24 protein-coding genes and 3 pseudogenes are annotated in these 21993 nt (G+C 65.8%); 13 read left to right on the top strand and 14 right to left on the bottom strand.

From position 1 onward, the window contains the following. The first annotated feature begins 5 nt into the window (after positions 1-5). On the top strand, positions 6-1691 hold the full coding sequence (locus ACW2Q0_RS05870) for an FAD-binding dehydrogenase (protein ID WP_457186954.1): 1686 nt from the start codon (positions 6-8) through the stop codon (positions 1689-1691). A gap of 3 nt (positions 1692-1694) precedes the next feature. Here ACW2Q0_RS05870 and ACW2Q0_RS05865 read toward each other — a convergent pair whose 3' ends face one another. From ACW2Q0_RS05865 to ACW2Q0_RS05840, 6 genes and pseudogenes are all read right to left on the bottom strand, one after another. Further along, positions 1695-2612 (bottom strand): expansin EXLX1 family cellulose-binding protein, encoded by a 918-nt coding sequence (locus ACW2Q0_RS05865; protein WP_457186924.1) that lies wholly within the window; start codon positions 2610-2612, stop codon positions 1695-1697. A 181-nt stretch (positions 2613-2793) separates the two neighbouring features. Next, a complete protein-coding gene (locus ACW2Q0_RS05860; RefSeq protein WP_457186958.1) occupies positions 2794-2919 on the bottom strand; it encodes a hypothetical protein in 126 nt (41 codons plus the stop codon). Positions 2920-3029: 110 nt separating this feature from the next. Further along, positions 3030-3155: pseudogene (locus ACW2Q0_RS05855) on the bottom strand (hypothetical protein); the annotation flags it as partial. Next, a complete protein-coding gene (locus tag ACW2Q0_RS05850) occupies positions 3107-3265 on the bottom strand; it encodes a hypothetical protein (RefSeq protein ID WP_457186922.1) in 159 nt (52 codons plus the stop codon). The pseudogene ACW2Q0_RS05855 and the gene ACW2Q0_RS05850, both read right to left, overlap by 49 nt. A gap of 31 nt (positions 3266-3296) precedes the next feature. After that, entirely contained in the window at positions 3297-3941 is a 645-nt protein-coding gene (locus tag ACW2Q0_RS05845; protein ID WP_457186920.1) for a PadR family transcriptional regulator, read from the bottom strand. A 124-nt stretch (positions 3942-4065) separates the two neighbouring features. Further along, the gene (locus tag ACW2Q0_RS05840) at positions 4066-4392 is read right to left on the bottom strand and encodes a GYD domain-containing protein (protein WP_457186918.1); all 327 of its coding nucleotides are present in this window, start codon (positions 4390-4392) and stop codon (positions 4066-4068) included. A 499-nt stretch (positions 4393-4891) separates the two neighbouring features. Here ACW2Q0_RS05840 and hemC point away from each other — a divergent pair, with 499 nt between their 5' ends. Continuing rightward, a complete protein-coding gene (gene hemC, locus ACW2Q0_RS05835) occupies positions 4892-5821 on the top strand; it encodes a hydroxymethylbilane synthase (RefSeq protein WP_457186916.1) in 930 nt (309 codons plus the stop codon). A 100-nt stretch (positions 5822-5921) separates the two neighbouring features. On the opposite strand, the pseudogene ACW2Q0_RS05830 reads toward hemC, so the two are convergent. Together ACW2Q0_RS05830 and ACW2Q0_RS05825 are read right to left on the bottom strand one after the other, a co-directional pair. Continuing rightward, positions 5922-6092 (bottom strand): annotated as a pseudogene (locus tag ACW2Q0_RS05830) (acyl-CoA dehydrogenase family protein); the annotation flags it as partial. 135 nt (positions 6093-6227) lie between these two features. Then, a complete protein-coding gene (locus tag ACW2Q0_RS05825; RefSeq protein WP_457186914.1) occupies positions 6228-7070 on the bottom strand; it encodes an IclR family transcriptional regulator in 843 nt (280 codons plus the stop codon). Between the two features lie 259 nt (positions 7071-7329). Between ACW2Q0_RS05825 and ACW2Q0_RS05820 the strand changes: the two genes are divergently transcribed. Continuing rightward, the gene (locus tag ACW2Q0_RS05820) at positions 7330-8292 is read left to right on the top strand and encodes an NAD(P)H-dependent flavin oxidoreductase (RefSeq protein ID WP_457186912.1); all 963 of its coding nucleotides are present in this window, start codon (positions 7330-7332) and stop codon (positions 8290-8292) included. Here the strand turns inward: ACW2Q0_RS05820 and ACW2Q0_RS05815 are convergent. Then, on the bottom strand, positions 8289-8540 hold the full coding sequence (locus ACW2Q0_RS05815; protein ID WP_457186910.1) for a three-helix bundle dimerization domain-containing protein: 252 nt from the start codon (positions 8538-8540) through the stop codon (positions 8289-8291). The two genes, ACW2Q0_RS05820 and ACW2Q0_RS05815, sit on opposite strands and share 4 nt — an antisense overlap. A gap of 200 nt (positions 8541-8740) precedes the next feature. Between ACW2Q0_RS05815 and ACW2Q0_RS05810 the strand changes: the two genes are divergently transcribed. Then, positions 8741-9217, top strand: coding sequence for a nuclear transport factor 2 family protein (locus ACW2Q0_RS05810; RefSeq protein ID WP_457186908.1), 477 nt, complete (start codon positions 8741-8743; stop codon positions 9215-9217). Between the two features lie 196 nt (positions 9218-9413). Here the strand turns inward: ACW2Q0_RS05810 and ACW2Q0_RS05805 are convergent, their stop codons facing one another. Then, complete coding sequence (locus tag ACW2Q0_RS05805; protein WP_457186906.1) at positions 9414-10487, bottom strand: NAD(P)H-dependent amine dehydrogenase family protein; 1074 nt, start codon at positions 10485-10487, stop codon at positions 9414-9416. Continuing rightward, a complete protein-coding gene (locus ACW2Q0_RS05800) occupies positions 10484-11278 on the bottom strand; it encodes an SDR family oxidoreductase (RefSeq protein WP_457186904.1) in 795 nt (264 codons plus the stop codon). Before ACW2Q0_RS05800 ends, ACW2Q0_RS05805 begins: the two co-directional genes overlap by 4 nt. An 89-nt stretch (positions 11279-11367) precedes the next feature. Here ACW2Q0_RS05800 and ACW2Q0_RS05795 point away from each other — a divergent pair, with 89 nt between their 5' ends. Continuing rightward, entirely contained in the window at positions 11368-12255 is an 888-nt protein-coding gene (locus ACW2Q0_RS05795; protein WP_457186902.1) for a helix-turn-helix domain-containing protein, read from the top strand. Here ACW2Q0_RS05795 and ACW2Q0_RS05790 read toward each other — a convergent pair. Continuing rightward, positions 12250-12639 (bottom strand): TAXI family TRAP transporter solute-binding subunit, encoded by a 390-nt coding sequence (locus tag ACW2Q0_RS05790; protein WP_457186900.1) that lies wholly within the window; start codon positions 12637-12639, stop codon positions 12250-12252. The two genes, ACW2Q0_RS05795 and ACW2Q0_RS05790, sit on opposite strands and share 6 nt — an antisense overlap. A gap of 74 nt (positions 12640-12713) precedes the next feature. Between ACW2Q0_RS05790 and ACW2Q0_RS05785 the strand changes: the two genes are divergently transcribed. The 4 genes from ACW2Q0_RS05785 to ACW2Q0_RS05770 all read left to right on the top strand — a co-directional run bounded on the left by ACW2Q0_RS05785 (position 12714) and on the right by ACW2Q0_RS05770 (position 15986). Next, positions 12714-12944, top strand: a complete 231-nt coding sequence (locus ACW2Q0_RS05785; RefSeq protein WP_457186898.1) for a hypothetical protein — start codon at positions 12714-12716, stop codon at positions 12942-12944. Then, entirely contained in the window at positions 12941-14428 is a 1488-nt protein-coding gene (locus ACW2Q0_RS05780) for an FGGY-family carbohydrate kinase (RefSeq protein ID WP_457186896.1), read from the top strand. Before ACW2Q0_RS05785 ends, ACW2Q0_RS05780 begins: the two co-directional genes overlap by 4 nt. Positions 14429-14496: 68 nt before the next feature. Then, positions 14497-14958: a thioredoxin family protein gene (locus ACW2Q0_RS05775; protein ID WP_457186894.1), complete on the top strand. Its 462-nt coding sequence runs from the start codon at positions 14497-14499 to the stop codon at positions 14956-14958. Further along, positions 14955-15986, top strand: a complete 1032-nt coding sequence (locus ACW2Q0_RS05770; RefSeq protein ID WP_457186892.1) for a glycoside hydrolase family 172 protein — start codon at positions 14955-14957, stop codon at positions 15984-15986. Before ACW2Q0_RS05775 ends, ACW2Q0_RS05770 begins: the two co-directional genes overlap by 4 nt. Here the strand turns inward: ACW2Q0_RS05770 and ACW2Q0_RS05765 are convergent. Then, the gene (locus ACW2Q0_RS05765) at positions 15972-16487 is read right to left on the bottom strand and encodes a hypothetical protein (RefSeq protein WP_457186890.1); all 516 of its coding nucleotides are present in this window, start codon (positions 16485-16487) and stop codon (positions 15972-15974) included. The genes ACW2Q0_RS05770 and ACW2Q0_RS05765 overlap by 15 nt on opposite strands. A gap of 67 nt (positions 16488-16554) precedes the next feature. Between ACW2Q0_RS05765 and ACW2Q0_RS05760 the strand changes: the two genes are divergently transcribed. Continuing rightward, a complete protein-coding gene (locus tag ACW2Q0_RS05760; protein WP_457186888.1) occupies positions 16555-17553 on the top strand; it encodes a zinc-dependent alcohol dehydrogenase family protein in 999 nt (332 codons plus the stop codon). Beyond that, complete coding sequence (xylB, locus tag ACW2Q0_RS05755) at positions 17553-18965, top strand: xylulokinase (protein ID WP_457186886.1); 1413 nt, start codon at positions 17553-17555, stop codon at positions 18963-18965. The genes ACW2Q0_RS05760 and xylB overlap by 1 nt, the downstream gene beginning before the upstream one ends. Positions 18966-19018: 53 nt before the next feature. Here xylB and mdlC read toward each other — a convergent pair whose 3' ends face one another. After that, the gene (mdlC, locus tag ACW2Q0_RS05750) at positions 19019-20629 is read right to left on the bottom strand and encodes a benzoylformate decarboxylase (RefSeq protein WP_457186884.1); all 1611 of its coding nucleotides are present in this window, start codon (positions 20627-20629) and stop codon (positions 19019-19021) included. Positions 20630-21001: 372 nt separating this feature from the next. Between mdlC and ACW2Q0_RS05745 the strand changes: the two are divergent. Together ACW2Q0_RS05745 and ACW2Q0_RS05740 are read left to right on the top strand one after the other, a co-directional pair. Continuing rightward, positions 21002-21334: pseudogene (locus ACW2Q0_RS05745) on the top strand (winged helix-turn-helix domain-containing protein); the annotation flags it as partial. 143 nt (positions 21335-21477) lie between these two features. Further along, a complete protein-coding gene (locus ACW2Q0_RS05740) occupies positions 21478-21993 on the top strand; it encodes a DinB family protein (protein WP_457186882.1) in 516 nt (171 codons plus the stop codon).

Raw genomic sequence — 21993 nt, 5'->3', positions numbered from 1 at the left:
TGACCATGACCGAGCCCAGTTCCGAATTCACCCAAGAGGCAGATGTCATCGTCGTCGGCGCGGGCCTGGCCGGGCTCGTGGCGACCCATGAACTGGTCAAGGCCGGCCACCAGGTGCATGTGCTGGATCAGGAGAATCGCAATAACCTCGGCGGCCAGGCGTTTTGGTCGCTCGGCGGGCTGTTCTTCGTGGACAGTCCGGAACAGCGCCGCCTCGGCATCAAGGATTCCTACGAACTGGCACTGCAGGATTGGTTCGGTTCCGCGGGTTTCGATCGCGAGGACCAGGACTACTGGGCCCGTCAGTGGGCACGCGCCTATGTGCGCTTCGCCACCACCGAGAAGCGCGACTATCTGCATGAATTGGGTCTACGGGTGACGCCGCTGGTCGGTTGGGCCGAGCGCGGTGGCGCCTTCGCCGATGGGCACGGCAATTCGGTGCCGCGCTTCCACCTCACCTGGGGAACCGGGCCCGAGGTGGTGCGGGTCTTCCAAGAGCCGGTGCTAGAGGGTGAGCGACGTGGGCTGGTCGGCTTCAGTTTCCGGCACCGGGTCGACGAGTTGATCGTCGAGGACGGCGCGGTGGTCGGCGTGCGTGGCAGTGTGCTCGAGCCGACCGATCTGGAGCGCGGGCACGCTTCATCGCGAAATGTGGTGGGCGACTTCGAATTCCGCGCCAAGGCGGTCGTCGTGACCTCCGGCGGTATCGGCCACGATCACGAGCTGATCCGTCGCAATTGGCCCACCGAACGGCTCGGTCCGGCACCGGAGACCATGATCTCCGGTGTGCCGGCACATGTAGACGGGCGAATGCTCGGCATCTCCGAGGCCGCGGGCGGCGCCATCGTCAACCGCGATCGCATGTGGCACTACACCGAGGGCATTATCAACTGGAATGCGATCTGGCCCGATCACGCCATCCGGATCATTCCCGGTCCATCCTCGATGTGGTTCGACGCCAATGGAAAGCGATTGCCCGCGCCATGTTTTCCGGGTTTCGACACCAATTCGACCATGAAGGAGATCCTGGCCACCGGCCACGACTACTCCTGGTTCGTGCTCACCCAGACGATCATCGAGAAGGAGTTCGCGCTCTCGGGCTCGGAGCAGAATCCGGATATCACCGGAAAGGATCTCAAGCTCACCCTCGAGAGCCGGTTGGCCAAGGGCGCGCCCGGACCGGTCGAGGCGTTCAAACAGCATGGGGTCGACTTCGTGGTCGCGAATACCTTGCGCGAATTGGTCGATGGCATGAATAAGATCGCGCGCGGCCCGCAGCTCGACTACGACGAGTTGGAGCGACAGATCGTCGCCCGCGACCGTGGTGTCGCCAACAAGTATTCCAAGGATGCGCAACTGATGGCGATCACCAATGCGCGCCAGTACTTCGGCGATAAGGTGGGCCGCGTCGCCAAACCGCATCGCGTCCTCGATCCGGCGCACGGGCCGCTGATCGCGGTGCGGCTCAACATCTTGACCCGCAAGACCCTCGGCGGATTGCAGACCAATCTGGATTCGCAGGTGATGCGTCCGGACGGCACCCCGCTGCCCGGACTGTACGCCGCGGGCGAGGTCGCCGGATTCGGCGGCGGCGGTGTGCATGGCTACAACGCGCTGGAGGGTACCTTCCTCGGTGGCTGTATTTTCTCCGGCCGCGTCGCCGGCCGAGCTCTCGCAACGAAACTCGGCTGACCGTCAGCTCTGACAACTCGTCGCGGCGACGCTGGACGGCGGCTGTGGTGTCGCGGCCGCGATCTCCGGCGTCGGCGCGCGCGGTGGTTCCGGGAAAGGCTCGGTGTAGAGGCTCGAACCGATGTACCGCTCGCCCTGTTCCAGAGAGATGCCGGAGATCTCGACCTGATGCCCGTGGACATCGGTCACTCGTGCCGAGAACGGTCCCGGCCCAGCGCCGGTGATCGTCCAGTAATTGTCCATGCCGCGATCGAGCTCGTGCCACCGTCCGTCCGCCGAGGAACGTAATGCGATCCGCTGGATGGGATTTCCCGATCCGGTCACCAGCATGGCCAGCCAGGAGGGCGAGGAGTCCGGCTTCAGCTCGAAGATCAGCTCGGATGAGGGCAGCGGATCGCGGACCACAGAATAGCGGATCGGCGCGACGCCGTCGGACCGATCCGCGATCTGTTCGAACGCGGCCGTACTCAAATCCAGTTGTCCCGGAGCACATCCCGGGCAGCGGTCGGCGATGAGCACCCGGACATCACCGCGCGGACCGTGCACATCGAGGTACGCACCGCACAGATCGGCGTGACCGTATTCCCGAGTGGAGACGCCCGCATAGAGGCCGTCGGTCGGCAGGCCGGTAAACGAGCACGCGGCACCGGGGCCGAACGAGTAATATCGCGCCTCCCCTGGCCGCGTGGGCGGCGACGCATCCACCGTATGCCAGTTGGCGATGCCGGTGCTGCTGCTGGCCACCATCATTCGCGAGGTTGCGGTTCCGGTATCCGGGACCGGATGTATCGCCGTGCAGGACGACTGTTGCCCGGGTCGGGCGATCCAGACCACGACCGCCACCGTGGTCAACAAGGCTCCGGCGGACAACCACAGCCATCCCGCGCGGAAGTGCTTGTGTTCGATCGGTATTCGGTGCACCGTTGTCCCCGATCTCCGGCTCACCCTGCTCGCGGACTCTCCATCCTGACTCCATCAGGAAAGCAGGCGGACCCGCGCCGTATGCCTCGAACGGAAAATCTCCGCAGTGAAACACACATGTGTCGGCAATCCCTAGGCAAATAGCCAGCATTCGACGATGCAGATCGGAAAAGATCCGCCACTACGAGGTGGCCCTTGCCGGTTCGGCGTCCACACCCGAGAGTTGATCACCCATTCGGTCGCGCTTGGCGCGCAGGTAGCGGATGTTGTTTTCGGTCGGCGTCGCCTGCCGCGACAGCCGCCGCACCACCCTGCTCCAGGCCCGCCTGTTCGGCCGGTTTGCCGCGGAACAGCCGAAACCGACCGGATGCCGAGATCAGCCAACACCTGCGCACCGGCCGCATACCCATGGACATCGGCCGGCAACCCGAGTGCGAGGTTCGCTTCGACGGTATCGGCGCCATCATCCTGTAATTCGTACGCACGCAACTTGTTCAACAACGCGATGCCCGTCCTGCTGTCCGCGCGGGTAGACGACCACACCACCGCCTCCCTCGGCGACTGCGCAAGGCGGCGTCGAGTTGGTCGCCACAGTCGCAGCGCAGCGAACCGAGAGCGTCACCGGTGAGGTATTCCGAATGTCGGCGCGCCAATACGGATTCGCGCTGGAAGCGGTTATCCCGCTCAGTGGACAGGCTCAGCAGCGCGGCGACGCTTACCCTTCGCGGACTTCTTCGGCGCGGTCCGCGCCGCGAGTTTCTCCACGTCGGCCAATAGTTCCTCGGCGAAGTCGCGCTCGGCTTCGTAATGCCTTATACACCAACGCAACACCGCGCCAGGGTAGGCCCGATCCGGATTCTCGTCGGAACCTTCGGCATCGACGTCGGCGAGTTCGCGCATCCGCTGCGCGTATCCGATGTGCTCGGTGAGGATTTCGCGCAATAGATCCGGTTCGGCGAGATGCCCGAGCCAGGCCCGCAGTATGACGCTGTGCTTGAGCACGGGCGCCTCCACCGGCGCGTGGTTCACCCACTGCGCCGCGGCCACTCGACCACTCTCGGTGATGGCGTACATGCGCTTACCGCGCACACCGTCGTCCTGCAGCACCGTGCGCGAGGTGGCGTAACCGTGTTTCTCGAGGCGTCTGAGCTCGGCGTAGATCTGACTGAAGGATGGGCTCCAATAGAAGAATTGGAGGCTGCGGTCGGCCCACTTCTTCAGGTCATAGCCGGAGAGTTCGTCGGCGTGCGAGAGCATGCCGAGCACGGCCCAACTCGTCGTCGGCAGATCGGGAACCCCGGCACCCGCCGCAGACTTCACTTCTGTCACGATCGGACTATACCGCTTAGGCATATGCCGGGCATTACGACAGCACCCAGGAGTGGACTTGCCGCACTGAGTGGAACACGGGTCGATGCCGCCGCTCGAGCGGACCATTCGGTGGCGACGGCGCTTACTTCGCCACCGCGGGGGGCTGATAGGTCACTTCCCGCGCAACCGCTTCGTCGACCTGTTCCGGGGTCAACAAGGTCACCGTATGCGATATCGCACCACCTGCGGCCGCGGTGCGAATGGCCAGCGCGGCAGCCGCGACCTCGTTGGGAGCGTCACCGATCACGAACAGATCATCCTCACCGAAAGCGAAATAACAGACATCCACGTGCCCGCCCACGCTCTCGACCATCTCCGTGATAGCCGCCCGACGGGCGCTGCCACCCTGCGCGATCAGACCGCGCGCGCCTTCCTGCGAGTAGCTGACCCGCCACAGATACTTCGGCATACGGTGTCGCCTCCTGCTCCGGGGAACGATCTTGCCGGATCCGACCATACGGTCTCGGAACGTGTCTCGTGAGACTCCGGGACCGCCCGGTACAGCACTGATGCGACACCGTGATAACGATGAGACTGCGGCGGCACTCGACGCCAGGCACGCCGACCGCACAGGTCACCGTCAGGTGTTTCCCGTCGGAGGCCATGCCACCGGCAGTGCTCTCGGTATCTTCACAGCGATATCGTGCAATACGAATTTCCCGACGTCTGGCCCCCGAGGGCGCGGAACCGGATCCGGCAGGCACACCCGAGGCCGCCGACCCGGGCTGACAGTAAGCGAAACATATTGAGCTGCTGAATAACCCGCAGGCGAATCGCGGAAGGCAGCCAGGACTGCCTCGCGTATTCATCGGATCCGGATTCCGTTTTCCGGTCCTGCCGAAGGGATCCGGTGCTCCAGTGGTGGCCCAGTCCCCCGGTGATCGGGCGCCGGGAGTAATCTCGCCGCCATGTCGCGTACGCGCATTATTCGGATCGCCACCAGATCGAGTCCGATGGCGTTGGCTCAGGCCGAACAGGTTGCCGGGTTGCTGGCCGGGCTCGGGGTCGACAGCGAGCTGGTCAAGGTCACCACGGCGGGCGATCGGTGGATGGGTGATCTGTCGAAGCTCGGCGGTAAGGGCGCCTTCGTCAAGGAGATAGATCGAGCACTGCTCGATGACGAAGCGGATCTGGCGGTGCACTGTCTCAAGGATATTCCCGGCGATATTCCGGTGCCGGAAGGGTTGGCCTTCGCGGGTTATCTGCCACGCGAGGACGTGCACGATGCGGTGATCACCCGTACCGGTGCCGCGCTGGCCGAACTCCCCGAGGGCACGGTCGTCGGAACCAGCTCGGTGCGCCGGACCGCACAGCTGCGGCTGCACTATCCGCACTTGGCGGTGAAACCGTTACGCGGCAACGTCAATACTCGGCTTGCCCGCCTCGAAGAGGGCCATATCGATGTGCTGATCGCGGCCGTCTCCGGTTTGCACCGTGTCGACCAAGCGCACCGGATCACCGAAACCCTCGGTCTGGACACCATGTGCCCGCCGATCGGGGCCGGAGTGATCGCATTGCAATGCCGCGACGACGACAGCCAATTACTCGATCTCGGTGCGCGCCTGGACGATCCGGCCACCCACCGCCATGCGGATGCCGAGCGCGCAATGCTGCACGGGCTGCAAGGCCACTGCAACTCCCCGATCGCCGGATACGCGACGACCGACCCCACCGGACGACTCACATTGCACGGCAAGGTCTTCAACCTCGACGGCAGCCGATGGCTGGACGCCAAACACTGGGGCGTCCCGGAGGACCCGAGCGCCCTCGGGTTCTTCGTCGGCGCGGACCTGCTCCGTCAAGGCGCACGCGCAATCATCGACTCCATCCCGCACTGACACGCGCCCTGAGCGCTGCCGCATATCCACTGTCTACCTCGCACAGGGCACTGTGGACAGGGCAATCCTCGCGAGATAGGCACTGGTTGTGCGACAGCGCTCAGTCCGTGAAGCCGTCCATCATGGACAGCACGCGGAGCATGACCTCGTCGGCGCCGCCGCCGATGCTGAGCAGGCGGCTGTCTCGGTAGGCGCGCGACGTCCAGGTTTCTTCCATATAGCCCATGCCGCCGTGTACTTGTAAGCACCAGTCGGCGACCTGTCGGCCGAGGCCATACCGCCGAACCAGCGCCCGGAACTCCTGATGCTCGTCGCTGTAGATCACATCGCCTTCCTCACCGAGGTCCTACCTCGACGCTAGCCGAGCGATCCCGTAACAGGCAGCCGAACGTGACCAGACCTCGAATCAGCACCACCGAGCGTGGCGCTGAAACAGCGCGCGGCCCGCCTCATTGGCGGTTTCGATCAGCACCCGCGCCAAGCGCGCGGTATCCAGGGTCGTTTGGTCCCCGCCGATTCGGCAGGACAGCGACACGGCCCCCACCGTGGCACCGCGCCCCCGAATCGGCACCGCGACACAGGCGATGCCGGGCACCGACTCCTGATTGTCCACGGCGATTCCCTGCCGATGCCGGATCCGCGTCAGCTCGCGGTGCAGTTCGGCCCGGTCGCAAAACGTCCGGGGCGTCAATTGCGGCAGCCGGTCCCGGAAGGAGGTCTCGATAATGCTCGGCTCCAGCGAGGCCAGCATCGCTTTGCCGAGGGCCGTGCTGTGCGCGGGCATCCGGCCGCCGAGGCGGGTCGGGATGCTCGCGGTGTAGCGGCCACCGGTCTTGTCCAGGTACAGCACCTCGGGCCCGTCCAGCACGCCGAGGTGACCCACCATGCCGGTCCGCTGTGACAGCTCGTGCAGCAGCGGACTCACGACATCGCGAATCTCATTGTGGTCGGCGGCGAGTCCACCGAGTTCCAGCGGACGCAGGCCGAGGCGGTAGCCGCCGGGTGCGTGCGCCAGCCAGCGCAGCCGGATCATCTGGTCCAGAATGCGGTGCACGGTGGAGCGCGGCAGGCCGGTTCGCTCGGCCAAACCGACCAGCGTCAGCGTCGGTGTCGAACCGTCGAAAGCGTCTAGTATCAGCGTCATTCGCTCGATCATGGAGACTGGCGGCGGTGCGGGTCGGGTGGTCGGACGAACCAGACCCGATAACAGCTCGTCGGACTCCGGACCGGTCAGCGCCTCGGCCCTCATGGCGCACCTCCACTGCGTAGCTCGTACAGCTTAGAAGTATTTCGATTAGGCATGTCAGTTTTCGGCATACCTGAATATGTCCCCACTCACAGTGCCGTCATGCCGGACCACGTCGAATCCCGAAAACTACGGAGATCGGTACCGATCTTCTCGGTAGCCGGAACCGGTCATCGACAGCTCACCGCACCTATTGGAACCGGGGCTGACCACCCAGCCCTGCCCCCTGGCTATGGTCGATAACAACGGAAGGGGTTTGGCGATGGCATTACACACCGAGTTCACCGACCTGTTCGATATCGAGCATCCCGTAGTGCTCGCACCGATGGGTGGCGTCGCGGGCGGTGAACTTGCCGCAGCGGTGTCCGAGGCCGGCGGACTCGGCCTGATCGGCGGCGGCGGGGGTGCGGAGAACCTACTCGACAGGGAATGTGCGCTACTCACGGCTCGCACCGAAAAGCCTTGGGGCATAGGCTTGTTGAGCTGGGCCATCGATCTCGATGCGGTGCGCGGGGCGGTGTCGCGCCGCCCACACGCGATCCTGCTGTCATTCGGCGACCCCACCCCGTTCGCCACCGTGATCCGGGAAGCCGAGATCCCACTGATGGTCCAGGTCACCACCACCGACGAGGCATCGCGCGCCCTCGCGGCCGGGGCCGATGTGCTGATCGCGCAGGGCGCGGAGGCGGGCGGGCACGGCGGTAGCCGCGCGACGCTGCCGTTCGTACCCGCGGTCGTCGATCTCGCGGCAGGTACGCCGGTCCTGGCCGCGGGTGGGATAGCCGACGGACGCGGACTCGCGGCCGCACTCGTACTCGGCGCCGCGGGCGCGCTGATCGGCACGCGCTTCGAGGCGACACACGAATCGCTGCTCACGGCCGAAGAGGCCAAGACGATTATCGCCGCACGCGGCGGCGATACCGAACGCAACCGCATTATCGATATCGCCCGCGAATCCCCGTGGCCCGCCGAGTACACCGCACGCACCCTGCGCAACCGATTCCTCGACGAATGGGCCGGACGCGAGGCCGAACTCGCGACCGACCCCCTTGCCCGGCAACGCTATCGAGCGGCTGTCGAGCACGGTGATCTCGATTGTGCGCCGATCTGGGCGGGCGAGAATGTCGACCTCATCGACAGTGTCGAATCCGCCGCGGACCTGGTGCGGCGCATCAGCACCGACGCCGAGCGGACGCTGCGGCGGGCCGCGGCACAATGCGATTAGTCGGGTCGTTCCTCGGTCGCGGCGCGGAGTAGTTCACGGGTGTAGCGCTCGGCGAGTAGCGGCAAGAAAGTGTCGATCGTGGCATGGCTCGCGAGGTGGTCGTAGGCGGAGTAGAGCCACCGTTCGATGGCTTCGTCGCGGACGGCGTCGAATTCGCGTTCCAGCCGGCGCGCGGCGGATTTCAGCGCGAACTGTTGGTCGAGGGATGGTTCGTGGACGGGCGTGTGCGTTAGAGGACCTTCGGTCATCGCGGACTCCTGGTCGGGAACTTCCGGTACAAAGACACGATCGACGGCAGACCGTATCCGTTGATCGAGTACCCGATAGGTCACCGGCGACACCGCGGATTCGTCCTGTGGACGAGCTCAGAATTCCGCGCGATAACAGCGACGCATTAAAAGTAGAACAAGTTCTTGTCTGCGGCTCTGGCAAATGCCAAGCTGAACGCATGGATCTCGCCGCCATCGAAGCCGTCCGCCAGCTCAAATATCGCTACTTCCGGACCCTCGACCTCAAACAATGGGACGACTTCGGGGACACCCTCGCCGTCGACGTCGCCGGTCGCTACGGCACCCACGCCCTCGGTGAACCGCTGACCCTCGACGGCCGCGACGCCGTCACCGCATTCATGCGCGAAAACCTCGGGCCGGCCGTGGTCACGACCCACATCGCGAACCATCCGGAGATCACCGTGGACGGCGATACCGCAACGGGCTCATGGGCTTTCGAGGACACCGTGATCGCCACCGAATACGGCATCCTCATCCGCGGCGCCGGCTACTACTCCGATACCTACCGAGTCGATCCGGACGGCCACTGGCGCATCACCTCGACCAGTTACCAGCGCATCTACGAATCGATGCGGGCCCTCGCCGACACCCCCAGCTACCAACTGCTGAGCAATATGTGGGCGGCACAGAGATAGGACAGCGTCGACGCGGACTACTGGGTGTGCGCGACCTTCAACTGGCTGATCGGCGCACGCAGCGTGGCCTCTCCTTCCGCCTCTACAACAGCACCGCTGACGTGGACCGTGCCCTGGCGGCCCTAGCCCAGTAACCCCCTGTCGGGATCCGCACCCTGTGGTTGTGGACACCCACGTCGGTACGAATCCCGCAGCGTTATATCGAGCGAGTGGCGGGGGCTGTGATGAGCGGCAGGTCGAGGGCCGTGAGGATGCCCGGCGGCGCCTTGACCACGGCCGGGACGGCATTGACGATGCGCATGGCAGTGGCCAGGAGAGTGGCGTAATTATGGTCGCCGTTGCGGCTCGAGGTGACCAGATCCATGGCATAGGTGGGCTCGCCGGTGATTTCGACGCGGTAGGAGCCCTCGTGATGAGCGGGTTGCGGCCAGTCGGGGCACAGGTCGGGACGCAGGCGCGTGATGTGCTCGAGGACGGTCACGGGTTCCGCACCCACCATCCCGCGCACCTCGAAACGCAACGCGGCAGCGGTACCTTCGGCGATATGGCCGGTCGCGATATCGAAGGATTCCGGAGCGGGTACGCGTTCATAGGTCTGGGTGACAGCGTCGAGGGTGACGCCGATGCCCGCCGCCAACTGGCGCACGGTACCGCCCCACGCGAGTGATAACACCCCGGGCTGCAACAATATCGGGATTTCGTCCATTGGTTTGCCGAATCCCATGATGTCGAACATGACCTCGCGGTTGTCGTAGCTGGCGTAGTCGACGATCTCCAGACACCGCAGTTGATCGATGCGCAGGCAGGTCCCCGCGAGCGCGAGCGGCAGCAGGTCATTGGCGAAACCGGGATCGATGCCATTGACCCAGAGCGACGAATTACCTTGTGCCGCAGCCTCTTGAATCGGTTTCAGCAGTTCATCGGGCAGCACACCGTACGGGTACTGGAAGAACACCGGCGCGCACGCCACCACATTGATGCCCGCGCTGAGCAATCTGCGCAGATCCTCGACCGCCTCGAGGAGGCGATTGTCGGTCATCGAGCAGTAAACGACGCAATCGGGTTTCGCGGCCAGGATCGCCTCGGCATCGGTTGTCGCGGTGATACCGACCGAATGATCGAGTCCGGCAAGAGTTCCCGCATCGAGACCATCCTTCTTCGGTCCCGATACCCACACCCCGACCAGCTCGAGATCTGGATTCGCGATCACCCCCGCCAGCGCATGCGCACCGACATTCCCGGTGCCCCATTGGACTACGCGGTAACTCATGACAGATCCGGAAGCGGGAGATCGAGATTCGGCGCGATCAGGCCACCGTCGGGTTCGAGCACCTTGCCTGTGAGGTACTTTCCGGCGGGTGACACCAAATACAGTGCGGCAGCGGCGATATCCTCGGGCTCGCCGATGCGGTGCAGCGGCGTCTTGGCCTCCAGCTCGGTGCGCATCGCATCATTGCCCGCCACGATTTCCAATGCGGAGGTCAGAATCGCTCCGGGCGCGATCGCATTCACCCGAATGCGCGGATTGAGATCCATCGCCGCCAACTTGGTGTAGTGCGCCAAGGCCGCTTTCGCCGTTCCGTAGGAGACGAAGGCGCGGCCGGGCAGGCGGCCCATGGTCGAGGTGATATTGAGAATCGAACCGCCACCAGCGGTTTCCAGGATCTTCGGCACCGCCGAGCGAACCAGCGCGTGCGCGTTGGTGACATTGAAGTTGAATGCCTCCACCAGCGCGTCCGGCGTCGTATCGAGCAGTGGGCACGGCAGCGCACCGCCGACGTTGTTGACCACGATATCGAGCCGCCCGAAGCGTTCGACGGCCGCGGTGGCCAGTCCGGCGGTCGCCTGGATATCAGTCAGATCCGCGGGCACCACATGCGCCTGGCGCCCTACCGCCGCCACCTGCTCGGCGACCTCGTCCAACTGACTCTTGGTGCGGGATGCGATGACGACATTCGCGCCCGCCTCCGCGAAGGCCACCGCGATCGCGGCGCCGAGACCACGCCCCGCACCGGTGACGACGGCGACCAGTCCGTCGATTCGAAATCTGTCCAGGATCATGCACACTCCCACTGTCGAATATTCGACGCGTATTGCCGTAATATTCGTCATCGTAGAGCCGTCCCGTTAGACCGCACAAGAGGTTGCACATGTCCGTCCGGCCCCCGTCCCCGCCGACCCGCCGCGTCATCGATATCGTGTCGCTGCTCGCCGCGACACCGGAGCCGATCAGCGTCGCCGGCATCGCGGACCGCCTCGATATCGCCCGCGCGACAGCCACCGCGATCCTGGCCGAACTGGATTCGGCAGGCTGGGTGCGGCGCGACATGAGCCGCGGCTACGGTCTCGGACCGGCGCTGGCGAATCTGCACGGTCTCGTACTGCCGCACACGCTCGGCGATATCCTCGCCGAACTCACCGCGCGGACCGGCTACGGCGCGACATTGAGTCGCATCGAACCCGATCACCTCACCGTGCTCGATGTGCGCCACGGGCCCGAACGCGTCGTCCCCGGCATCCCTGTCGGCCACCGGATACCGATGCAATTCCCGGCTGGTGCCAGCGTCATGCCGTGGCGCTCGGCGGCCGAACAGAACACCTGGCTGGCCACCGCACCCGACTCGGACCGCCGCATCGCGAGCGGACTGCTCACGCTGGTGCGTGATCGTGGCGTTGCCCTGTTCCGGCCACGCACCGACGACGCGGGCACGGTCGAACTGCTCGCCGACCTGCTCAGTGCGATGGGGACCGAACTCGTGCAGCCACACCTGCGTACCCAGGCGCTGCGCCGCCTCGCGTTTCTCACCTCGCGGCCGTTCACGAAGGCAGAACTCGACTCCGACGCCGAACTCCCACTGAGTTACCTCGCCGCAGCGGTTTTCGATGCGACGGGTACGGCCGCGTACGAGGTCCAATCGGGGCCGCTGCGGGCTTCGACAACCAAGTCCGAGCGCGACGAATTCATCGCCGCCACCGTCGATATCGCCCGGACCATGACGGCAGCGTTGGGCTCCAAAGTCAACGATATGCCGTCATAGCGTGCGCCGCGCCGTGTGCAGCGGCGCCGCTACGGTAATTGTCGCCGAATCGCGGCTGATCCCTTTTGCGGCCGAATTGCCCTGTCCTAGTTGGAGTTTGCGATCGAACAGCGTCGTGGTGAGGACGCACGCCGGATTCGCGTCCAGATCGTCGCGCACCAGTAACAGATTCGGCGCGACGATGGTCTGCACATCGGTGGGCAGGCCGTAGGCGGCGGCCGGAACCCCTCGCCTCCTTCCAACGCCGTAGGCGATTCGCTCGGCGGGCACGGACTTCGCGATACGGACCGGGCCCGGCGACTCGATGCGACCACCGCCGAATTGGTCGACAGCCGGGTTACCGGCGGATAACGACCTCGGCCCCACACGCTCGAAGCCGACCACAGGCGACCCCCTTCGGCAGATAATCCTGGAGGGGGCCAGCGTTGGGAGGCGGTCGGATGGCGCGGATCGGGGTCATGAACGTGTCCGACGGGCGCGATTATGTGCAGGCCGGGATCGCGGAGTTCATCGAGTCGACCGAGGATCGGCTGGTCGCCGCATTGCGGGCGGCCGGACACGAGGGGATCCGTGGCGTGGTGCCGATCAGTACGAACGCACTGGCTGCCGCGGTGGCTCGCGAGCATCGGGCCACCATCCGGGCGACCTGCGATCTCCTCGATGTCACCCTCGACGAGTTCGCCCGATGACGAGCGCATTCCTCGGCATCGATATCGGGACCGCCAGTTCCAAGGGCATCCTGGTCCGGCCGGACGGCACCGTTATCGCCAGATCCGAACGAACGCACGGTGTTTCCGCGCCGCGGCCGGGTTGGGTCGAACACGATGCCGAGCGCGTCTGGTGGGCGGAGTTCCAAGCGATCATCCGCGAACTCCTCGAGGCCTCCGACGGTGCACCTATCGACGCACTCGCCGTATCCGGCATCGGCCCGTGCCTGCTGCCCGCCGACGCCACCGGAAAGCCGCTGCGTCCGGCCATCCTCTACGGCGTCGACACCAGGGCCACCACCGAAATCGCCGAACTGAACGAGGAATTCGGTGCCGTCGCCGTGCTCGAGCGCGGCGGATCGCCATTGACCAGCCAGGCGGTCGGACCCAAGTTGCGCTGGATCGCCCGGCACGAGCCGCAGGTAGCTGCGGGGACCGAAATGCTACTGATGGCGAGTTCATTTCTGGTGCACCGCCTTACCGGACGCTATGTGCTCGATCATCAATCGGCCAGCCAGTGCGTTCCGATGTATGACCTGCGCCGACGAGAGTGGGCGCGCGACTGGGCCACAATTGTCGCACCCGGCCTGGCGCTGCCCGAATTGGCTTGGCCCACTGATGTTGTCGGCAAAGTCAGTGCCGCGGCCGCTGCGGCAACCGGGATCCCCGCTGGGCTACCCGTCACCACCGGAACCATCGACGCCTGGGCCGAGGCCGCCAGCGTCGGTGTCCGGGCACCCGGCGACGCGATGATCATGTACGGCACCACCATGTTCCTGGTGCAGGTGCTCTCCGATCCACGGCCACATCCCGGCCTCTGGCTCACCTGTGGCGCCTGGCCCGGCACCTACACAGCGGCGGCGGGCATGGCGACCTCCGGTGCGGTCACCGATTGGCTGCGCAAACTCGTCGGCGGCGGCTTCGCCGACCTGGTCGCCGAAGCCGCCGAGGTTCCGGCGGGAAGTCGCGGCCTGCTCGCACTCCCATATTTCGCGGGCGAGCGCACACCCCTGTTCGATCCGGATGCCAGGGGCATTATCGCGGGTCTCACCCTCGGACACGGCCGGGCCGAGCTATACCGGGCCGTGCTCGAGGGCATCGCCTACGGCGTGCGACACAACCTTGAAGCCATGGCGGCGGGCGGTCGGGCGCGGCGGCTGGTCGCGGTCGGCGGCGGGACAAAGGGCGGGCTGTGGACCCAGATCGTCAGCGATGTGACCGGACTGCCGCAGCAGCTACCGGCCGATACCGTCGGCGCCTGCCTCGGTGACGCATTGCTCGCGGCCGAGGCTGTCGGCGTCGATACCGCGGGCTGGAATCCGGTCATCGGCGTGGTGGAGCCCGATGCGGATCGCGGCGCGACCTATGCGTCGTATTACCGTCGCTACCGCGAGATGTACGAATCCACCGCGGATATCGCGCATTTTCTGGCAGCGGAGCAACACCGATCCGCCCAACTCCCGTAAAGCCGCCGTCTATGCGAGGACGCGGGGTTGCACACAGGACTGTTATTGCGAGGACCTCGATGCCGACGATGACCGTGACCCGAACCAATTTCGATGCGACCGTGGCAAACAGCTATGTCGTGCTGGTCAATTGGGGTGCGCAGTGGTGTGGGCCGTCGCGCCGATTCGCCGAGGTCTTCGCGGCATCCGCGGATTTGCAGCCCGAAATCGTCTACGGCACAGTGGATATCGATGCCGAGAAGCAGCTGACCGAAAACGCCGGAGTCTCGGCCTACCCGACACCGATGGCCTTGCGCGAGGGCCTGCTGGTCTATTCCGAGGCCGGTGCGCTGCCCGCCGAGACCATGGAGGAATTGGTGCAGCAGATCCGCTGGCTGGATATGGACCGACTCCGGCGCGAACTCGCGCAACTCTCGCCCAGCGTCTCGGTCGGCGCACCCGAAGCCGAACCGGCACCGACCGCCTTCTCCTACCACACGCGCGCCGGCCACGCCGCCGCCACCGACCGCTACGGCTGGCCGGGGCTGTGACCGCCCCGGGGTCGGCATCGGAACTCTGGCGCCTCGACACCGCCCGGACCCGCTCGATCAGTGCGGAGAATCCGACCGGATCCGCCGGTGGCGGGGCTCGCGCGACCGAGGGCACCGGCGCACATGCCGCGCGGTTGCTCGGCCCCGGCTGGAAGATCTCGCCGTCCCTGCACCTCGGTGCGGGCGAAACCGCCACGCTCGCAGATATTTCCGGCTCCGGTGTGCTGCGCCACTGCTGGCTCACCACCGATCGCACGGTGCTGCGGCTGCTTACACTGCGTATCTACTGGGACGAGGACACCGAGCCATCGATCGACCTGCCACTCGGCGATTTCTTCTGCAACGGCTGGGACGAACTGGCGCTTGTGCAGTCCGAAATGGTGATCGTCGCGCCCGCCGGTGGTCTGAACAGCTTCTGGCCCATGCCTTTTCGTGAACATGCCAGGATCACACTGCATAACGGCAGTGATCGCGCGGTGCCGGTCTACTACCAAATCAGCTATACCGAAGAGGATGTCCCCGACTGCGCCGGATATCTACACGCGCTACGGCGCCACAGCACACCACTCGGCGCGCCCGCGGTACACACAATTCTCGACGCAGCGCCCGGTCCCGGCCGATATGTCGGCACCTACCTGGCGATTCGGCCTGGCGCACCGGGCTGGTGGGGCGAGGGCGAGCTGAAGTTCTACCTCGACGGCGACACCACCCATCCGACCCTGTGCGGCACCGGCACCGAGGACTACTTCGGTGGCGCGTGGAATTTCGATCTCGACGGCGCCTACCGCACGTATTCGACACCCTATCTCGGCCTGCACCAGGTCCTGCCGCCCGATGAGATCTACCAGCCACATCAGCGATTCGGCATGTATCGCTGGCATATTCGCGATCCGATCTGCTTCCACCAGGAGTTGCGCGTGACGATTCAGGCGCTCGGCTGGCGCGACGACGGCACCTACCTGCCGCTGACGGACGCCGATATCGCGACGACGGCGCTGTGGTACCAGCGCCACCTAATCTCGGTCTAGCTCGTCGTCATCCGGGAGTCGCCTGGCTAGTAGCTCGTCCGCGCGGTTCAACACATCGTCCATCGCCGATTCGATGCCGTTCATGACCGAAAGCCCGTCCAACAGGCCGGATAATTCGCGGCGGGCCGCTTCCAATTCCGCGACCAGCGGATCGACGCGATACCACCCGACACCGTCACGCCACCAAGCGTTTTCGTCGATCCACGCCCACATGACATCGCGCACGAGCTGGGCGTCGGGGGTGTACAGCTGGAAGCGCTCGTCCGATCCGGCGGCGCGCTGCTCGAGCTCGTATACGCTGTCGGGGAGCAGGCGAGCCTGGATGTAGGCGTGCTCGCCGCGCTGCACTACGATGGCTGGATACTTCGGGTCACGCGGTTCGCGCAGCAGCTCGTCCAGCAGTGGATCCGTCAGCGCGGGCAGTGTGGTTCCGTCGCCCGTGCGAACGTGCACATCGGCGTGCCGGTCCGGGTCGTCGTTCACCGCGCCAGTCTGCCTCATCCGGAAATCCGCGATGCGGCCGGGCGAAATGCGACGCTGCGCCGGGTTTCGGGTGCAAGGTGGTGCTATGCGCGCGATCGTGATCGAGACGCCTGGAAAATTCGCCGTACAGAACATGCCGGATCCGACGCCACGGCCCGGTGAGGTCGTGGTGCGGGTGGATGCGGTGGGGATCTGCGGCACCGACGTGCATATCGCCGATGGCGAATTCCCACCGACGCCGTATCCGATCGTGCCCGGTCACGAGTTCGCCGGTTCGGTGGTGGCACTGGGCACCGGCGTCGATGGTGTGCGGATCGACGATACGGTCGCGGTGGACCCGTCGTTGTTCTGCGGCGCGTGTCACTACTGCGTGATCGGGCGCGGAAACCTCTGCGAACGCTGGGGCGCGATCGGCGACACCGTCGACGGCGCGATGGCCGAATACGTCGCGGTGCCCGCCGCGAATTGCCATCGCCTGCCCGAGACGCTGTCGAGTACGCACGGTGCGCTCGTCGAACCGTTGTCATGCGCGGTACATGCGTTCGATGTGCTGGCGCCTAGGCTCGGCGCGCACTATCTGCTGTACGGCGCGGGCACCATGGGGCTGCTGATGTTGCAGTTGGCGCGGATCGCCGGTGCCGCGTCGGTGTCGGTGGTCGACATCAATGCCGCGCGCCTCGAGGTGGCACTCGAGCTCGGCGCGGATGCCGCCGCGACCACCGCCGACGAATTCGACCGTCCACCGGGGTGGGAGGTGGTCATCGACTGTACGGGCGCGATCGCCGCCATCGAGGACGGACTCGGCCGGGTGCGCAGGGGCGGAGTGTTCCAGCAATTCGGGGTGGCGCCGGGCGCGGCGACCGCCTCGATCTCACCGTTCCGGATCTATAACGACGAGATCACCATTGTGGGCTCGATGGCGGTGCTGCACAGCTTCGGCCGCGCCGTGGAGCTCATGAACAAGGGCGCGATCGCTGCCGACACCATGATCACCCACAGCTTCGGATTGGCCGAATTCGGCGATGCGCTCGAGACCTTCCGCGCAGGCACGGGCCGTAAGATCCAGCTCAGGCCGGGTGCCTGATGGCCACTGTCGCGGGGGTGGACAGTTCCACCCAGTCGTGCAAGGTCGTCCTGTGCGATGCGGAAAGCGGCGAGCTTCTGGACGAGGCGCGCGCCCCACACCCGGACGGCACCGCGGTGCCCGCCGAATCCTGGTGGCAAGCACTGTGCTCGGCGAGCGACGGGTTATTGGATCGGGCCGATGCGGTGGCGATCGCGGGCCAGCAGCACGGGTTGGTCGCATTGGATACCGATGGCCGGCCGGTGCGGGATGCTTTGCTGTGGAACGACGTCCGATCCGCAGCCGCGGCCGAAGAGTTGATCAACGAACTCGGCGGCCCGCAGGTCTGGGCCGATGCCGTCGGTAGTGTGCCGTTGGCCGCGTTCACCGTCGCCAAGCTGCGCTGGCTGGCCGATCACGAACCGGAGGCCGCCGACCGCACGCATCGGGTGCTGCTTCCGCACGACTATCTGACCTGGCGGCTACGAGGTGGGCCGTCGGATCCCACCGTCGAACCGACCACCGATCGCGGCGAAGCCTCGGGCACCGGCTACTGGTCGCCCGCGACCGGACGGTATCGCAAAGACCTACTCGCCCATGCCTTCCGGGGACGAACACCGGACCTCCCCCGCGTGGCCGGCCCCGCCGAGACAGTCGGACGTACGCCCGCGGGCGCACTCGTGGCCGCGGGCACCGGCGATAATGCGGGTGCCGCGCTGGGGTTGGGCCTTGCGTACGGTGACGTCGTCATCTCACTCGGCACCAGCGGCACGGCCTACACCCGCGCCGCCGTACCCAGTGCCGATGCCACCGGAGCTATTGCCGGATTCGCCGACGCGACCGGTGCGTTCCTGCCGCTGGTCTGCACACTCAACGCCGCTCGTGTACTGGACGCGACCGCCGCAATGCTCGGCGTCGACAGCACCGGGCTGGAAACCCTTGCGCGCCAGGCACCACCGGGTTCCGAAGGCGTCGTCATGCTCCCCTACCTCTGCGGCGAACGGACACCGAACCTGCCGCACGCCACCGGCAGTCTGCACGGTCTTCGACCGGAAACATTGCGCCCCAGCCATATTGCGCGCGCAGCCGTCGAGGGCATGCTCTGCAATGTGGCCGACGCGCTCGACCACCTGCGCACCGCCGCAATCCCGATCCAGCGCGTACTGCTCATCGGCGGCGCGGCCCGCTCCGCGTTGGTCGCCGAACTCGCCGCCCAGATCTTCGGACTGACGGTCACGGTGCCGGAGCCGAATGAATACGTCGCACTCGGTGCCGCCCGACAGGCGGCATGGGCACTGAGCGGCACCGCGCAACCGCCGAGCTGGCCCGCGCGTACCGTAGCCGAGCTCCGCGCGCCCAGCGACGGTGGGGCGATCGGCAGGCGGATCCGAGCGGCGTACGAAAACACCCGGCAGGCCCTCTACGCTCGATGAATACCGGCGGTTTCACCGGATTCGGCTCGGTTCGGCCGGCCATATCGGGCATGTCACAGCATGGCCCTCTCCGGTTGGGTGGTCACCACGATCACTGTGGTGGCGCCGGATTCCAGTGCGAGCTCGAGCTCCTTTTCGAGGTCTCCGGTGGAGGTGACGTCGACGGCGTGGCAGCCCAGCCCTCGTGAGACGGAGGCGATATCCAGGCCGGGTAGGTCGAGCCCGGGCACACCCGGCGTCTGTTCCAGGTCGGCGAAGGATTTGAGGATCGAGTACTCGTGATTGCGCATCACGACATAGACGATCGGCAAGTTCTGCTGTACCGCGGTCCACAGACCCTGGACCGAATAATGGAACGACCCGTCCCCGATCAGACCGATCACCGGACGACGCACACCACGGTCCCGGTCGCCGAGCGCGACGCCGACGGCAGCGGGCACGGCCCAGCCGATACCGCCACTGGCAGTGGCGAAGAACGAGTCGGGCTCGACGGTGGGCAGCCACTCGGCATGTTGGGCCATGGTCGAGGTGGACTCGTTGACGAAGACGGCGTGCTCTGGACGGACTATGCGCAGCGCCGCGTAGACCTCGGCCGGCGTCAGCGGATTGCTCGGGTTTTCCGGCAGCTCTCTGGGACGTGACAAGGGCTTCGGCTGCACACGGCCACTGCCGTCCCCCACCAAATCGATGAGAAGTTCGATCGACAACCGGGCATCGCCGAGGAGGCTGTCGCCGGCCCGGGCAGCTGCGGCAACCGCTGGGTCGTCGGTGATCTGCAGCAGTTCCGTCCCGGCGGGGAGGATGTCGCCGGGCACGTAGGGGTAATAGCGGAAGACCTCGGCCCCGATTACCACGACGAGATCGTGTCCGGCCAGTCGCTCGCCGACCGCTTTGACCGACATGCCGACCGAACCCTGATACAGGGGGTGGTCCTCGGGGAACGAGGCGCGGTCCGGAAGTGGTGGGCTGTAGACCGCGGCATTCAATTTCTCGGCCAGCGCGATACCGGCCTGCCATCCGCGGGCGCGGTCGACGTCGGGCCCGAGGATCAGGGCCGGCCGATGACTCGCGGTCATGCGCGCGGCGAAGCGCCGCAGTCGCTGGGGATCAGGCGCGTAGGCCCGGCTGACGTCGCGCAGGACAGCGGGCCCTTCCAGCGGGTGGTTCCAGTCGTCGAGCGGAATGGACAGAAACACCGGTCCCGCAGGTGGTTGCACGGCCATCGCGTAGGCACGCATGAACGCTTCGGGCACGGCTTCGGCGCGCGCGGGTTCGTAGGACCATTTCACCCATGGCCGCGGCATATTCGCCGCGTCGCGGTTACCGAGGTATGGTTCGCCGATCAATAGCTCGCGGTGTTGCTGGCCGGCCGTGACTATCAGTGGCGTGTGCCCGTGGTAAGCGGCGACCAGGTTGCCGATGCTGTTGCCGAGCCCCGCAGAAGAGTGCAGGTTCACCAGAGCCGGACGCCGGGTGGTCTGGGCGAAGGCATCCGCCATGGCGATCACGGATGCTTCTTGCAGACCCAGCACATAGGTGAAGTCATCCGGGAAGTTCTTGAGGAAGGTCTCCTCGGTGGATCCCGGATTACCAAAGATCGTCGTCAGACCCAGTGACCTCAACAATTCGTAGGTCACGCTGTGCACGGTCGATTTCTCGGTCATGATACTCAGCAGCTCCCTTCGCCAGCAGGCGCCAGCAAACCGGGCGAGCTGTCATCGTGTGCGCGTAGAAATCCGGCCGATGGCCGTTTCTCCAGCCGAATGCCACACAATCCACAACAGGCTGCTGGCGGCGGGTGTAAGCGCAATGACGAAAAAAGAGGCTACAGACCGCCACAATGTGATGTCAAACACACTAATGGCGCCCACCGAAAAGCGAGCCGGAGTCGTTCATCCCAGTGTTCGCGTTCGAGGCACCTCCTCGTCGAGTACTACCCGACATTCTCGCGGTTTGCCGCCACGGTTTCCCCGTGATCATCCGTCGAGTCCGCCACTCGAGAAGACGCGGAACACTGTGGCAGTATCGCCCGGGGCAAGACGGTCACCAGCGAGGACGTTCGCGTAGACCTCGCGGCGCGACGGGTGGAGGTGGCCGGGGAAATCGTCCCGCTCACCAGGCTGGAGGTCGAGTTGCTGCGGGTCTTGGCCGCGCGGCCCGGAATCGCAGTCGGCCGTGAGCAATTGATGGACTGCGTCTGGGGCCACTCGACGCTGGCGGTTTCGCGGAAACTCTATGTACACATGGCATCGTTGCGGGCGAAATTGGACCGTCCCGGATTGGTTACGAATATTCGCGGCCACGGCTATCGCTGGGGTCCGGACCCGTACGCGACCACCGCCGATTCGAATTTGCTGCACGCGGTATAAACCCCCACCCCCGATTCGTCCGCATGCTGCAGCCGTCCGGCCTATAGCCCCGCGATGCCGAGGCGACATCGGCATCGTCATGTCCGGCCGATGTCGGGGTAATTCGCGAGATCGCATCACCGGTTCGGGGTTACAGTCGGCCGGTGACGTGGACCGCACCCGAGATCACCAGAACCAAGCCGCCGCTGGTCGCCGACGAGCGGCTCATGTTGCAGACCTGGCTCGACCTGCACCGACGCACACTGCTGTGGAAATGCGCCGGCCTCGAGGCCGAACAGTTGAAGCGGCGCTGCGTCGCACCCTCGACGCTGTCGCTGCTCGGCCTGGTCCGCCACCTCGCCGAATGCGAACGCGGCTGGTTCCGCATCGCCACTCGCGGCGAACCACTGGATTACCTCTACTGCAGCGAGGACAATCCGAACGGCGATTTCGACGATATCGCCAATGCCGATGCCGCCGCGGATCTGGCCACGCTGCACGCGGAGATCAAATCGGCCGACGCCGCCGTCGCGGACCTACCCCTCGACCACGTCTTCACCCACCGCGGCACCGAATACAGCCTGCGCTGGGTCTACGTGCACATGATCGAGGAATACGCGCGACACAACGGCCACGCCGATTTCCTGCGCGAACGCATCGACGGCGCGACCGGCGACTGA

The organism is Nocardia citri (assembly GCF_054065835.1).
The sequence above is the reverse complement of the archived record's forward strand: the minus strand, read 5'-3'. Positions and strand labels throughout refer to the sequence as shown.

Bases quoted from the DNA above. Each gene is read 5' to 3' on its own strand.
- ACW2Q0_RS05870 (WP_457186954.1), top strand. From the start codon at position 6: ATGACCGAGCCCAGTTCCGAATTCACCCAAGAGGCAGATGTCATCGTC.
- ACW2Q0_RS05840 (WP_457186918.1), bottom strand. From the start codon at position 4,392: ATGCCGAAGTATCTGTGGCGGGTCAGCTACTCGCAGGAAGGCGCGCGC.
- hemC (WP_457186916.1), top strand. From the start codon at position 4,892: ATGTCGCGTACGCGCATTATTCGGATCGCCACCAGATCGAGTCCGATG.
- ACW2Q0_RS05825 (WP_457186914.1), bottom strand. From the start codon at position 7,070: ATGAGGGCCGAGGCGCTGACCGGTCCGGAGTCCGACGAGCTGTTATCG.
- ACW2Q0_RS05820 (WP_457186912.1), top strand. From the start codon at position 7,330: ATGGCATTACACACCGAGTTCACCGACCTGTTCGATATCGAGCATCCC.
- ACW2Q0_RS05815 (WP_457186910.1), bottom strand. From the start codon at position 8,540: ATGACCGAAGGTCCTCTAACGCACACGCCCGTCCACGAACCATCCCTC.
- ACW2Q0_RS05810 (WP_457186908.1), top strand. From the start codon at position 8,741: ATGGATCTCGCCGCCATCGAAGCCGTCCGCCAGCTCAAATATCGCTAC.
- ACW2Q0_RS05805 (WP_457186906.1), bottom strand. From the start codon at position 10,487: ATGAGTTACCGCGTAGTCCAATGGGGCACCGGGAATGTCGGTGCGCAT.
- ACW2Q0_RS05800 (WP_457186904.1), bottom strand. From the start codon at position 11,278: ATGATCCTGGACAGATTTCGAATCGACGGACTGGTCGCCGTCGTCACC.
- ACW2Q0_RS05795 (WP_457186902.1), top strand. From the start codon at position 11,368: ATGTCCGTCCGGCCCCCGTCCCCGCCGACCCGCCGCGTCATCGATATC.
- ACW2Q0_RS05785 (WP_457186898.1), top strand. From the start codon at position 12,714: ATGAACGTGTCCGACGGGCGCGATTATGTGCAGGCCGGGATCGCGGAG.
- ACW2Q0_RS05780 (WP_457186896.1), top strand. From the start codon at position 12,941: ATGACGAGCGCATTCCTCGGCATCGATATCGGGACCGCCAGTTCCAAG.
- ACW2Q0_RS05775 (WP_457186894.1), top strand. From the start codon at position 14,497: ATGACCGTGACCCGAACCAATTTCGATGCGACCGTGGCAAACAGCTAT.
- ACW2Q0_RS05765 (WP_457186890.1), bottom strand. From the start codon at position 16,487: ATGAGGCAGACTGGCGCGGTGAACGACGACCCGGACCGGCACGCCGAT.
- ACW2Q0_RS05760 (WP_457186888.1), top strand. From the start codon at position 16,555: ATGCGCGCGATCGTGATCGAGACGCCTGGAAAATTCGCCGTACAGAAC.
- xylB (WP_457186886.1), top strand. From the start codon at position 17,553: ATGGCCACTGTCGCGGGGGTGGACAGTTCCACCCAGTCGTGCAAGGTC.
- mdlC (WP_457186884.1), bottom strand. From the start codon at position 20,629: ATGACCGAGAAATCGACCGTGCACAGCGTGACCTACGAATTGTTGAGG.